Annotated in this window: 10 protein-coding genes; 1 reads left to right on the top strand and 9 read right to left on the bottom strand. The window is 63.7% G+C overall.

Translation table 11 applies throughout. From position 1 onward, the window contains the following. Positions 1-25: 25 nt before the first annotated feature. The 5 genes from CH278_RS15140 to CH278_RS15120 form a co-directional block, all read right to left on the bottom strand. Positions 26-2,107: a cutinase family protein gene (locus CH278_RS15140; protein WP_094622347.1), complete on the bottom strand. Its 2,082-nt coding sequence runs from the start codon at positions 2,105-2,107 to the stop codon at positions 26-28. A gap of 38 nt (positions 2,108-2,145) precedes the next feature. Next, positions 2,146-3,435 carry a MinD/ParA family ATP-binding protein gene (locus CH278_RS15135; protein ID WP_037183637.1) on the bottom strand — a complete coding sequence of 430 codons (1,290 nt, stop codon included), beginning with the start codon at positions 3,433-3,435 and terminating at the stop codon, positions 2,146-2,148. Next, positions 3,435-4,091: a hypothetical protein gene (locus CH278_RS15130; protein WP_094622346.1), complete on the bottom strand. Its 657-nt coding sequence runs from the start codon at positions 4,089-4,091 to the stop codon at positions 3,435-3,437. The genes CH278_RS15135 and CH278_RS15130 overlap by 1 nt, the downstream gene beginning before the upstream one ends. A gap of 74 nt (positions 4,092-4,165) precedes the next feature. Continuing rightward, positions 4,166-4,759 (bottom strand): hypothetical protein, encoded by a 594-nt coding sequence (locus CH278_RS15125; protein WP_244165050.1) that lies wholly within the window; start codon positions 4,757-4,759, stop codon positions 4,166-4,168. Between the two features lie 49 nt (positions 4,760-4,808). After that, positions 4,809-6,140: a hypothetical protein gene (locus tag CH278_RS15120; protein ID WP_256991787.1), complete on the bottom strand. Its 1,332-nt coding sequence runs from the start codon at positions 6,138-6,140 to the stop codon at positions 4,809-4,811. A 1,121-nt stretch (positions 6,141-7,261) separates the two neighbouring features. On the opposite strand from CH278_RS15120, the gene CH278_RS15110 reads away from it, so the two are divergent. After that, complete coding sequence (locus tag CH278_RS15110) at positions 7,262-7,714, top strand: helix-turn-helix transcriptional regulator (RefSeq protein WP_037183640.1); 453 nt, start codon at positions 7,262-7,264, stop codon at positions 7,712-7,714. Between the two features lie 95 nt (positions 7,715-7,809). Here CH278_RS15110 and CH278_RS15105 read toward each other — a convergent pair whose 3' ends face one another. From CH278_RS15105 to CH278_RS15085, 4 genes are all read right to left on the bottom strand, one after another. Continuing rightward, on the bottom strand, positions 7,810-8,814 hold the full coding sequence (locus tag CH278_RS15105; RefSeq protein ID WP_037183642.1) for a GAF domain-containing protein: 1,005 nt from the start codon (positions 8,812-8,814) through the stop codon (positions 7,810-7,812). 52 nt (positions 8,815-8,866) lie between these two features. After that, on the bottom strand, positions 8,867-9,682 hold the full coding sequence (locus CH278_RS15100; protein WP_094622281.1) for an SDR family NAD(P)-dependent oxidoreductase: 816 nt from the start codon (positions 9,680-9,682) through the stop codon (positions 8,867-8,869). 528 nt (positions 9,683-10,210) lie between these two features. After that, a complete protein-coding gene (locus CH278_RS15095; RefSeq protein WP_256991791.1) occupies positions 10,211-10,654 on the bottom strand; it encodes an acyl-CoA thioesterase in 444 nt (147 codons plus the stop codon). 1,168 nt (positions 10,655-11,822) lie between these two features. Beyond that, complete coding sequence (locus tag CH278_RS15085) at positions 11,823-13,274, bottom strand: NAD(P)/FAD-dependent oxidoreductase (protein ID WP_094622344.1); 1,452 nt, start codon at positions 13,272-13,274, stop codon at positions 11,823-11,825. Positions 13,275-13,350 lie beyond the last annotated feature (76 nt).

Raw genomic sequence — 13,350 nt, 5'->3', positions numbered from 1 at the left:
GCAGAGCCTGCTCGGTGGCCGCCGGTCAGCCCCCGATCTTCTGGGTGAAGAAGTCGATGAGCCATTGCAGGGCGCTGCGGCCGGTGGAGTCGACCTTGAAGTCGCCGTAGGACTGGTGCGCACCGGAGGCGAAGAACGTCGCGGCGTCGATACCGGCACCGACCAGCTCGGCGGCATCGCCGGCACTCGGTGACGAGGCCAGTGAGACGAGACTGCCTGCCAGACCGGCGAAATCGCCGGTGGAGGCTTGCTGGCCGATCGCTGCGGACTGTCCGGTGACCTGGGTCTGTGCGCCGAGTTGGTCGGGGCTGGTCTTGGCGGCCGAGCCGGTCAGGACTCCGACCGCGACCGAGGCGAGGTCGAGCCCGATGGGAAGCAGCTCGGCGGTGGCCGCGAGGTTGCCGGTTTCGAGGATCTTCCACGCGACTTCCTGAATCGCGCCGACATCGTTGGCCAGGCGGATCACGTCGACGTTGCCGAGCAAGCTCAGCACCAGGGAGGCGATCTGCGCCGAGCCGCTGGGGTCGGGGATCATCGCCACCAACACCGACAGGGTGTGCAGATCCACTCCCGCGGCCATCTTCACGATCGGTGCGAACTGGTTGTTGAGATCTCCGGCGATCTTGTGCGATCCCGTGACATCGAGTGCAGCGACCTTCTGCGGCAACGCGATCAGGTTGTCGACGATGCCTTGGTAGTCCAGACTCGTGAAGCCGGTCGCGACGTTGACGACCTGGTTGACCACCGTCTTCGGCTTGAGCAGCGAGAGCACCTGCGTTGCCGAGGTCAGCGCGTCCGGGGACACGGACTGCAACGGTGCGACCTGCCCGCCCAGGGTCGACGCAGTGCCTGCGAGGCCGGCGGTGGTGCCGGTGCCGCCCAGTACCGACGATGCGGTGTCGGCGATCGAGGTCGCTGTGCTCAGGACTGCGGGAATGTCGATCTGGTCCAGTGCGTCGAGCACCGTCGAGGTCTTGGCCTCCGGTGATCCTTCCGGGGCGGTGTCGAGAGTCGAGCGGATGCCGGGGTTCGCGGCGATCACCGACTGCACGTCGGCGACCGGTTCGAGGGTGTTGAGCAACGATGTCGCGGAGGCCCCGACGCTGGCGACCTGCGACTGAGTGCGGTTGGTTCCCACCGAGTCGGGCAGGGTGGCTACCCGCTCCCCGAGAGTCGATGCGGTGTTCGCGGCACCGGCCAGATCGACGCGGGAGAAGTCCGAGACCAGCGACGACGAGAAATCGCTGACCCCTCCGGCCTGTGTCGGCGTCGTTCCCGGCTGTGTCCCGGCACCGGTCACACCGCCCTGCGCGGTCGTCGACGGCACTGCGGCACTCGACGCTGCCGCGGTTGACCCGGTTCCGGCCTGTCCGCCGGTGGTGGCCGGGTCGACAGGCTTGTTCGCCAAGACCTTGCCCAGGCCCGCGAGCAGACCGTCCTTGCCGGCGTTCGTCGAGCAGTACAGGTCCGTGGGATTGCAGAGCTGCTTGACCACCGGGGCGAGAGAGCCGAAGCCTTCGGGCCGGACCCCGCCGATGCCCTGGCCGTCGACCTTCGGTCCGACCACGGTGCCGCCGGCGGTGCCCTGGTGCGGATCGGCGACCAGGCCGACGCCGAGAATCCGGGACGCGGGAACGACGCCGCGTCCGTTACCGATCTCGGCGGCGACGTCGCCGGCGGCGTCCGCGCCTTGGGAGTAGCCCGAGAGCAGGAACTTCGACGTCGCGCACGCCGAGGTGAGGATGTTGTTGATGGCGCTCTTGCCGGTTTCCTTGCTGTCGGCGTAGGTACGGCCCTTGTCGAACGCCGACGCCGCGTATGCCGGGTAGTAGACCTCGATGTCGTTGCCGTACTTCTGTTTCAGGGCGTTGCCGACGGTGGCGAGCATCCCGACCGGGGTGGTGGGATTCGCCGCGGCATTGGTCTCCCACGTACCCGGGGCCATGATCGCGACGTACTTCGCGCACGAGGTCGCCGCCGTCGCTGCCGGTGCGGCGTGTGCTGGGACAGCGCCCAAGGCCAGGACCACCGCGGCGGCTGCTGCCATCGCGGAGTGCGCCCAGCGCGGTCGTCGTAGCGCGGTGGTGAGCGTTCTCTGGCCGGTCATGGTGTTCTCCTCGTGTGCTCGAGCGGGATGGGGACGGGTCAGGCTCCGCGACGATCGCGGCTGCGCCGCTCCCACTGCGAGAGCTGTGGGGGTGGTGCGCTGTCGGGCTGGCGGTACACCGGCTGCGGGGAATACGGATCGGTGAACTGATAGGCCGCGCCGGCTCGTGCCGCGGCGACGTTGTCGGCGACCAGCGCGGTGACATTGGTGTAGGCCTCGATCGTGTCCGGGGGGAGGTCCTTATAGACGATCCGATCGCCGCGGGCGAGCGCTGATTCGTACGGGGCCTGAATGAAATTGCCTTCCTGGACACCGAGATTGCGCAGGTCCTCGAAGACCGCCGACGCCAACTGCGGGTTGGAATCGGGTGTTGCACAGGTCACGACGATCGTCGACGCCAACAGGTGACCGTAGCCGCGGGCGATGATGCCCTCGAGCATCTGATAGACCTGCCGGGCGATGTCGAGGCGTAGCGGGAGCGGAACGACCAGGGCATCGGAATGCTGCACGGCCCACTGCCAGGACTCGGCCAAGGGATTGGCGGCGGTGTCGATGACGATCAGGTCCCGGTGTCGGCGCAGCACTGCCATCACCGCGGCGCATTCGTCCCACCCCAGATTGCGCTCACGGTCGGCCGAATTGTCCGCAGCAAGAATGTCTTCCATCGTCGGTTGACGCCGCAGGAACGCGTTGAGCGATCCCGATACCGCCGACGAGGACGCCAGCTCGTGTGCATGGTCGAGCAGGTCCCACACCGTGAGCTCCGGATCGGTGGTGCGGGCGGCTCGATCGCCGAGACTGCCGAGCGATTCGCTGGCGTCGAACACCGTCACCCCGTGGCCACGGTGCTTACCGAACGTCGAACCGAGCAGCACCGATGTCGGAGTTTTGCCCGCTCCGCCCTTGGGATTGATGACCGAGACCACCGAGCATCCGGGAAGGGGTTGTTGCACAACGCGAATCGACTGACGCAGTCTGACTTCGGCCGAGGTGGGCTTGGGCTTGAGATGAGTTCCCAGGGCGGCGTTGATCCGGCCCCTCAGCCCTGCTTCGGCGGGCTCGGCGGTCGGGTCTTCTTCCTGGCGGTCGAACAGTCGTGCTCGGTAGAACGCTGCGGGGTCGACGTCGGGTGTTTCGACCGCTGCCAATGCGTCCTGCCCGACCCCGTACGGGTCCGGTGCCGTGTCGTCGGCCGGCTCTTCCGCAGGCTGTTCGTCCGGTTCGGATTCGGGTCGTCGTAGGCGTTGAGCGCGGAGGTTGACGGTGTCCTCGGCTTCGTACCCCGCGACGGGGTTGTCGACGTCTGGGCGCGGGTGCTGTTCGGCCATCAGCCGACCTCCGCTTGATCGTCGACGAGCAGATCGGAGAGCCGGATGGCCTGCCACGGACGGTGTCCGGGAACCTCGCACCACACGGTGGCCGGGTTCTCGTCGTCGATCTCGAGGCGTTCGAGGTGCACTCCGTATCGCGCGGCGAGAGCTGCGAGCCGTGTGCCGTCGAGGTGCGGGTTGGAGATATGCAGTATCAGCCGGATCGCGGGGGCGTCGAGCTCTTCGCGTAGCTTGCCGGCGAGAAAGGCTGCCTTGCCGGCCGCCGAGTCGTCGGCCGATGCTTGATCGCCCTGCCGAAAGACCGCGTCCTTGGCGTGAAATGTTCCGTACCAGGCTGTTTCGTCACCGTCTCCGACCACTGCGAAGCTGCCACGCTCATCACCTGCGGCGTAGAGCTCGACCACCGGTGCGGCCGATGCCGCGGAGGCGACGGCGTCGGTGACCTGCTCGGCTTCGCTGGCGCGCAATCCGTCGTAGTCGAGGTCGAGCTGCTTGTAGAGCTCTCGTTTGATCTTCTGCCACATCGACCAGTCGGTCAGCCCGGACTTTTCGGCCCATGCGCGGATCTCGCTCGCGGTCGACGCCTCGAGGGTCTCGCGTGCCTGTCGTACTGCGGTGGCGGCCTCGGCCCATTCGCTCGCTGCATCGCTCATGTCCTGACGTTCCTTTCGTGGTGGCTGTTCGCCGCGGTGCTGCGGCGATCTCGCGCTGTGGCGGCGGTGGGTGATCACGCTTGCTCGATGGCGGCGATGACGTAGCGACCGTCGACCTTGTCGGTGGTGATCCGTTGGCGGTACTGCGTCCCAGGCCCGTTCGGGCCGCTCTCGGTGAGAGTGAGGGTGTAGCAGCCGGTGCGCAGCGGGTCGATGTCGAGGCAGTAGGTGGTGCCGACCGGGACGGTGGCGATACCTGCGTCGAGGTTGGCTTCGACGGTGAACGGGGCACTTGCCGGGGCGTTCGGTGACACCAGAGCGTGCGCGGCCGCGCCCGATCGCTGGACGTAGTACGCGTGCTCGAACGCGGCGATGACCCCGGGGCCGCTGTTCTGATCACCGGTCGGCATCGAGCAATCCGGCCCGGCCGCAACGGTTGTCGGCGCGACGGAGGAAGCGGCTATCGTGTCGGTGGCTGTCGTGTCCGGCTCGGAGTCGCCACCGCTGAGCAACACAGCGGCGGCGACGGCTACGAACACGACAGCAGCCCCGGCGGCCGCGATCGCGCGTCGGCGCGATCGCGGCACACGGGGCGAGCTCGACGGCACCCCTGATCGGGCTGGGCCGGTGGCACTGGCAATCGGAGATGTCGTCGAACGGCGGATCATCTGGAATGTGTCCTTCCTGGCTGGTTCAACTAGCTGGCTGTAGGGCGAATCAGGCGGGTGCGAACGCCGCCTGCAAGCCGCCGAGAGCGGCAGTGGCCTGATCGACGATGGGTGCGGCTGCGGTGTTGACCGCGGCGACGGTGTCGGCGACGGCAGGCTGCTCGAGGGCCTTCGAGGTGAACCCCTGTGCTGCTTCGACGGCCGGTGCGGTCCACACCGACGCATCGTTGACGGCTTTGTCTACGATCGGAGCCGCGTTCTGAACGGCTTTGTCGGCCGCCGCGAGAACCTGGCGGCCGTTCGGGTCGGCCGCGAGAGTGTCGCGAACTTGCCCGATGGGGCCGGGGAGATCGACTGTCGCGGCCGGCGGGATCGTCGGAACGCTGTCGGCAGCCGGGGGAACCACTGCCGGGGCGGGGGCCGGCTCTTCGATGATCTGCTGCTCGCCGCCGAGGACGGTGGCACCGAGGATGCCGCCCATGACAGCGCCTGCGCCGGTCAGGCCCAGCACGATCGGTGCCGACAGTGCTGCGCCGACGCCTGCACCGGCAAGTGCGGCTGCGCCGGGGATGAAGACCCAACCCACCGGTCCTCCCCAGACGACCGCACCGGTGCCGGTGGTAGCGGCGACTCCGAGTCCGCCGCCGACGGCAGCAGCGGTGCCGGTGATCACCGCGGCCGGGACCACCGATGCAGCGAGGCCGACAGCGCCACCGGTGATGACACCGGTCGCGGTACCCGCTGCGATCCGGTCGGCGCGGGGCGCGTCGGCGAATCCGTTGTCCACAAGCCAGTTTCCGCCATCGGCTTGTATCGCCTGCAACGTGTTGTTGGTACGTGTGAGCAGGTTCTGGTCGACGATGTTGGTATCGACCGGCACCAACGTGCCGCCGGCGATGAAGGTTCCGGGCGGGGCCTCGATCGGGGCGATGACCTTGCGCTGCACCGTCGGGACCGGCGGCGGTGGCGGCGGAGTCGCCTGCAGCGCCGGGGGTGCTTCACTCGGGGCAGCCGGCGGAGCGGGGGCCTGGTAGTAAGTGTTCTGGTAGTTCGAGGACTGCTGGTTACCGGCCAAGTAGTCGTCGTAGCTACGCGATGGGGTTTGCTGCACCTGTGGTGAGGGCTGGTAGCCGTCCAAGTACTGGCGCGGTTTCGGAGCTGGCGGCGGCGGGATGGCCGGTGCCGTCTGCGGTGTGCTCGTGACCCCCGGTTGTGATCCTCGAGGACTGGTCACTCCCGGCTGAGATGGTGCAGCCTGCGCGGGAGCGGCCTGCACGGTCAGGCCGGCGATCGTCACCGCGGCCACGGCGGGCAGCGATTTGATCACCCGCCCTCGCTTCTTGGATGAGCGGTGGTGTCCGGTGCCCTGTGATGCTGGCATTGGTGCCGATCCTCTCCTGGTGCGACCCGGCGATCGGGTCGTGCTGGTGAATGCGTCTGCGGGACAATCACTCTGGCGACAATTGGTTTTAGTGAGTCGGTGGGGAGAAGTGGATGGGTGCGTGCGATCGATAGGTTGTGGGCCAGTTGCACGCACCCATCACGTGCTAGAGGCACAGAGCCAGCCGAAGACCACCGACCAGAACCAAGGCTGCTGGAAAATCCACATCAGGTACGGAATCCTTTCTGTGCGAACGGGTGTGGGTTCGAGGGGCGATGTCCCGGCGGGGCCACGCAGCGCTGAACATGATGAAATGCGCTTACTACGCGACCCTCGCGCCGGTCCACCGGTCGAGCTACAAGGCGCGGGGGAGCTCCTGTAGCTCACGAGTGGGGCTATCAGCGAAAGCCCACTCGAGTCGGGGCAGTCCGAACTGCCAGGTCTACGGCATACGGGTAGGAATGGACCGCTCGTTGCACGATGTGGATGGCTTCCACTCGGCTAGCAGTGCTCCGTCGTCACCGATGTATTGATGGCGACCGGAATGCCCGTGGTCGAGCGAGCATGCAATCAAGTCGCCATGTGTCCGATTCACGACGATCGCCGCGCAGAACTGATGCTCTGGGAGGAAATTCGGCTCCATCGCATCCCGTGCGGTGCTCACTTCGGTTCGGCCCCGTGACTTCGACGGAAACGGCAATGTCGGTCGAATGCGCTTGCTGTCGCACCTCGTCCGTAACGGCTCAACGCTGAACTTCGACGACGGTAAATGCTGGTCTGAGCCGTCGATGGCATGTGCGATGCGGCAAGGGCGAGCGACGCGAACATGTGGAACTCCCGACAGGAATGATCGGACGGATTCTTTGAATAGACCGACCTGATGTCCCGCGCTACAAGCAGTGCCGAGATAGGCAAGCACCGAGGAATCCCTTTTGGGCGCGCATCAGGACTGTAGAACAGGTTCAGTGCACCGCGCAATTGGTTCAGCTCCGTAGCACCGAGATCGAAGGGATGCATGACAGCAACTGTAACGCGCAACTATAAAACGCACAAGAGTCCAAGGTCATGACGGATCGAGGAAGATGGGACTGTCTTGAAAGGTCGACAGGGAGTTGGGGACAGTGCCGCGAAGCGGAGTTCGTGGGTTTCGCGCCGACCGGTTGCGTGAGCTACGGGTACGGGCGGGGTTCAGTGCAGACGACCTCGCGGCGAAGGTGGGCGCGACGAGGCAGGCGGTATCGACCTGGGAAACTGGACGCTCGACGCCACCGCCTGCGACGCTTGGCCGAATCGCGAACGCCCTGCACACGTCCGTAGCGGCGCTGGTTCCGATCCCGCAGTCTCAGCTCAAATTGTCCGACCTGAGGGTGCATGCGGCGCTGTCCCAGGGTGACGCTGCGCAGCTGCTCGGGATGTCGACTACCGTTCTCGCCGACATCGAGCGTGGGCGAAAGTCCGAGACCGAGGAGCGCATCGAGTCGTTCGCCGAAACGTATGGTGTGTCGACTCGAACAGTGGCAGCTGCGTGGAGTCGAACTCGCGATGCCCGCACGACACGCGCACAATCCTTGTAAAAAACGCAACTATTAAACGCACCTTCGGAGTTCACGCTTCAACTGCACTCAGTCCGGAGTGGGCTATGTGGGTCCGCATGGGTCCGCGAACTTATTTACTCCTCGCACAATTCGGTCAGAGTGACGAGTGCGGCCGTGGTGTGCTGATCGAGTGAAACTAGAACGGCATCAATTGTCATCGGCTTCCAGTCGCCGTCAAGAGTTCTGAACCGAAGCACGCCGTTGGTGCGTTCGCGTGCGAGTGCGTTCGACATTTGCTTCGCAATTGGTATGTCGTCCGGATGAATCGCCGGTACCGGTTCGTCAGGAAGGTTTTCCCAGCAGATACTCGGTGCAGGTTCAGAGTTGTACCAGCGCAGCAAGCTCAGATTTCTAAGGTTGACCAGTGCGCGGTACTCGCCCTCCTTGGTGGAAGCCTCCAGAACGCGATGCTCGAGAATCGTGGGTGGGGGAGCGATATTGATTTCACCTGCGGGGCCGATGTCCTGGGTGATACCCCTCAGGATGACTTCGGTGCCCGAAATCCCGTCTTCGGCAATCATCCGGCACGAGAAATGCGCGGCTCGAAGTTCGCCGTCGTCCCGCCTCACTGTCCAGACCGCTTGGTGAGTGGTGCCCGGCGCTGATTGCACGATCTTGGCCATAGCTTCGCTCTCGTCCCGGTTGGTGACAAGTCGGGTGAACGCTCCGGCGAGTGCACGCTGCGTCTCGCGCTCGTCTTGCGGAACGCAGTAAAGGTCGAGTAGATCGTTGCTACCGCTTGCTGTGCTCTTGGTTAGGTTGAACTGCCACGCCCCGGCGGCGTCTCGTCGAGGTGGAGTCTCGTCGCGCTGGCCGAGCCACACCCATGCGCCATGTGTACGGCCCGCGAAGGTGTGCAGTGGTTCGGCCAGAATTCGCCTGTAGCGGTCTTTGCATGGCCGATCCACTACGGTGCCTGTGGAAAGCGCCTCAGCTACCGCGGCGACTGCCTCTTCGCGGCTGGTGGAGCTGCGGAGAACTTTACGAGGTGGAACAAAGGATTTGGGCGAAGACCCAACTCCAATCACGGTAGGCTCCGCGTCTCCGAACGTCTCTATCAGGATCCAGCTGTTCGACATAGTTGACCGACCCCCGCAGGTCTGGTGAATGGTTTCTGTTGATGACGACTTGTTAGGTCCGTCGTAGTGCTTGGAGCGAAGGCAGCAGCCGTTGGTACTGAGGGCCAAGTACGCGCGTGGTCGCGGTGACGAGGCGGGCGTCGTTCCCTATAGTCACCTGCGACTTCCCCCTCCACGCACCCGCAATGATCTGTCGGGCCGCCACTTCGGGGGTGGTTCGGGCTATGCGGCTATCGAAAAAATCGGCAGTCCGCGCGTGATCAACGCCTGGTGCCGCCCGCGCCGTCCGAGCGATCGACGTCTTGAGTCCACCAGGTATCACACAGGTCGCACGCGCGGTTCGTGACGCCAGCCGCAGTTCTTGGTTGAGGGCCTCGGTGAAACCTCGTACGGCAAACTTGGATGCGTTGTACGCCGAATAGCCGGGTGCAGACATGACACCAAATGCAGACGACACGTTGACGATTCGACCTCGACGCGACTTCAGGATGTCCGGCAAAAAAGCGCGAGAGCTGTTGACGACACTCTCGAAGTTGGTCGCCATCACTAGATCGAAGTCAGCTGGGGGAGTGTCGATGACATCGCCGCTGTAGAGAACGCCTGCGACGTTGAAGACCGCATCGATACCGCCCAGTGCGGAGCGTGACGACGCCGCCCACGAATCGATTTCGATTCGGTTGGTGACATCCAGGTGAGTCGCGTGTGCGGTGTTGGTGGTAGCCGCGCACTCTGACTGTGTGTCGAGGAGGGCATCAAAGTTATTGTCTGCGAGAGAAAGAGACCAGTTCGAGCGTGCTAGTTGCAGAGCGACCTCACGGCCCACTCCCGAACCTGCCCCGGTGACCGCTGCTTTCCATTCCCCCGGCATCTGCTCTGCCTCCTAGATCTCGGTGCCATCGGTAACTAGGCACCGTAACGACTCCTCGCTCATCGCGCTAGCAACCAGCTGGTCTGTATCCGGTCGCTCGGATGAGCTGTGTCCGACAGCCACCTCCGGCACCTCGATCGTGGCGATCAACTATCGTCGTCACACCGCCGGACGTCTGTCCCCGTCCGCGAATGACCCCGTCGCCGAGAAGCCCTCCGGGGTACGGCGCGAGTAGGCCGGAGCCGGGGATCGACCATCTCCATGCGACCCACTGCTCGTCGAGGACACGAGCTGTTTGTAGGACTCGACCGAGAACGGTGTCGGGGCTGTGCAAACGCATTCCCTGAGCGCCGTGACTTGGCCATCCTGCTGCTTCTAGTTGACCGATGCTTGCGGCCGAAGCGAGTTGGTGGAGATGGTGTGCTGAGTCGCAGTAGTCGACGCTCAAGCACAAGTGCCGCAACCTTCGTAGGATCTGCGCGGGCGCCGCCGAATCCCGTGTCGCACGCGGGACTCTCGTGAATACTGTCAGATTGGTTGCTGATGTGTTGTCAGGTTCGCGAACCCCTGTCTGCGGGCGCGGGCAGAGTTATAGCGCTGTATGGCGATCTCACCGCTCGGATGCAGTGGTGGAACAGGTGCGGGATTGCCGGCCCCGTCTACGGCAACCATCGTGAAGTAAGAACTGTTGGCATGTCTGAGTTGCCCCGACCGAATGTTCTCGGCATCCACGCGAATACCGATTTCCATTGAGGTCCGTCCGGTGTAGTTGACCGAAGCGGAGAAAGTCACGAGCTCACCGACGTGTATTGCCTCTCGAAAAATTACTCGGTCAACTGAGATTGTCACGACATAGGTTTGCGCGTATCTACTCGCGCAAGCATAGGCAACTTGATCCAGTAATTTCAGTAGCGCACCACCATGAACATTTCCCGAGAAATTGCTCATGTCCGGTGTCATGAGGACAGACATTGAGAGTGCCACTTGGCCGCGCGGGACGGCCTGATCGGATGAGACGTGGTCGGTCTCGGTACTATGCTGCATTGCACTCCTGATAACGTCAATAATTGAGGCGTAGATCCGACTGAGTAAGCGATTCCGTGAAGCAAATCCAGTGGTCACTTCGAAGCGCTTCCTTGCGAACAGTTCGGAGACGGCGAACGCTCAGTGCATGTTGGTGGGTGGTGATAGGGCCACTTTGGCGTAAGTCAGTCTGCCTATACGGGGACCGAAGTGTAGCCGACAATCTACGTTCGATCTGACGATGTGTACCAGCAAACGTGCTACACAGGCGCTGTCCTCGGCGACCTTGATGGGTCCGGCCGCGCCACGATATTGAACCGCGAGACGGTCGTCATCGGGACCTTTCACTTCTCGAAGTCCTTTGCGCTCAGGCGTGTACCTAGCCGATCGGCCAGATTCGACATTGTTTCGATCGCGCGAGCTTCGTAGAGTCCACCTTGGAAAACTGATCTGCGCAGCGGTTGTGACGATGCCAGGAATGGCGTTGGTGTCCGACGTGGGGGGAGTGCCAAGTGTGGGAACCGTGGAAATGCTGGCGACGCCGTGCACGGGAATTGCGCTCCACGTAGAAGTAGGGATTACATCACTGCTCGCCGTCCGGAACTAGTAAACGCGATGCTGCGTACAATTCGAGGCTGAGATGACGAGCTTCGAGGGGCTTACTGATGACGCAGATCAACCGGCCGGCAAGCGCTGCTAACCAGTCCCCGGCCGCGTTGGCAGGACGTGCGTGTGGAGTCGAAGCGGCCGGCATCTACAGTCCTACTCTGTACGTCCGCCAGCATTTTGGATCAGCGATCACAGAGTTGTTTCTCATTGAAGCGAGTTTGTACACGTGTAAAGATCGAACAACGAATGATCGTGCTGACTTCGGCCGGCATGAGTGCATCGGCTTCACGGACCAGATATCCACCGTCGACGGGCAAATATGTGCCGGTTGCTGAAGGTTCGGGATGGGTATGGACGATTTCAGAATTGGCGTCATTATTGTTGTCCTAGGTTCATGAGATCGATCGGAAATCGGCGAAGTCCGGCGAATCAAAGGCGAATGGCTTGGCTTCGCCTCTTCCGAAGCCGGCAGCGCATCATTCGGCGCACTCGTGTATTGGTCTGCTGGTTAACCTCGGGTTCCTTGCAGTGGGCGCGTAACGGATTTTGGGTCCGGTGCAGTGACTTCGATACCGGCGTCGCTCGGGTCGGGCGCATTGAAACGGACCATCGCGGCCCGTGCGTCCACCTGCTGCTCGGTCATCGCGAGTTGGCCACGGCCGCGGGAGAAGAACGCCGTGAGCCACGAGATGACGGTCGTCAGACGGCTACGGAAGCCAACGATGTACACCAGGTGCACCAGCAACCACATCATCCAGGCGATGAACCCGGTGACCTTGATCGGTCCGACCTGCGCAACGGCACTGAATCGCGAGACGGTCGCCATCGAGCCCTTGTCGAAGTATTTGAAGTCCTTGCGCGTCGGTACGTCCCGGCCTGCGCGGACGGCTTCGACTCCCGCGGATATGGTACGTGCTGCGTAGCGGCCACCCTGAATCGCAACCTGTGCAACGCCGGGGAGCTTGTCGAGACTCATCATGTCGCCGACGACGAAAACTTCGGGGCGGCCGGGGAGCGTCAGGTCCTTGTTCACCACTACGCGTCCGGCGCGGTCGATCTTGGCACCGGACTGCTCGGCGAGTTGCTTACCGAGCGGGCTCGCCGCAACTCCTGCGGACCACACCTTCGTGCGGGCCGCGATGCGTCGAACAGTGCCGTCACCGTCCTTGACCGACAAGCCGTCGGCATCGACGTCGGTGACCATCGCGCCTAGCTGGATGTCGACGCCCATCTTTGTCAGACGCTTTGCGGCGGCCTGGCTGAGGGAATCGGCGAACGGCGGCAGTACCTTCGGTGCGGCGTCGAGCAGGATGATGCGGGCACTGCGGCTGTCGATGTGGCGGTAGGTGCCACGGAGCGTCTTGTGCGCCAACTCGGCTATCTGACCGGCCATTTCGACTCCGGTCGGTCCTGCGCCGACGACGACGAAGGTAAGAAGCTTCTCGATCTCGGCTGGATCCGTTGCGAGTTCGGCCTGGTCGAATGCGCCGAGAATACGGCCGCGGAGTTCGAGGGCGTCGTCGATGGTCTTCATGCCGGGTGCATAGTCGGCGAAGTGGTCGTTGCCGAAATAAGACTGACCCGCGCCCGCGGCGACGATGATGCTGTCGTAATGGGTGACGGTGACGCGCTCGAGGAAGCGGGACGTGACGGCCTTCGCGTCGAGGTCGACGGCGGTGACATCGCCGAGGATGACCGATGCGTTGTGCTGATCCTTGAGGATCAACCGGGTCGACGGGGCGATCTCGCCTTCGGACAGGATCCCGGTTGCCACCTGGTACAGCAGGGGCTGGAACAGGTGATGAGTGGTCTTGGCAATGAGCGTGACGTCGACGTTGGCTTTACGCAACTGTTTCGCCGCGAACAATCCACCGAACCCGGAGCCAATAATAACGACCTGGTGTCTGTGGATGCGCTCCGCGAGAGCAGGGGTTAGCTCGGGCGTGTCAGATGCGAGAATGGTCAGGTCCTTCCACGTTCGGGACGGCCGGGATACGGCTGTCGAGCACTCGCTGATGCAGCGAACCATCGGGGTC

Origin of the sequence: Rhodococcus sp. 05-2254-5 (genome assembly GCF_002258575.1) — a bacterium.
GTDB lineage: Bacteria > Actinomycetota > Actinomycetes > Mycobacteriales > Mycobacteriaceae > Rhodococcoides > Rhodococcoides fascians.
This window is presented reverse-complemented; position numbering and strand designations above follow the sequence as displayed.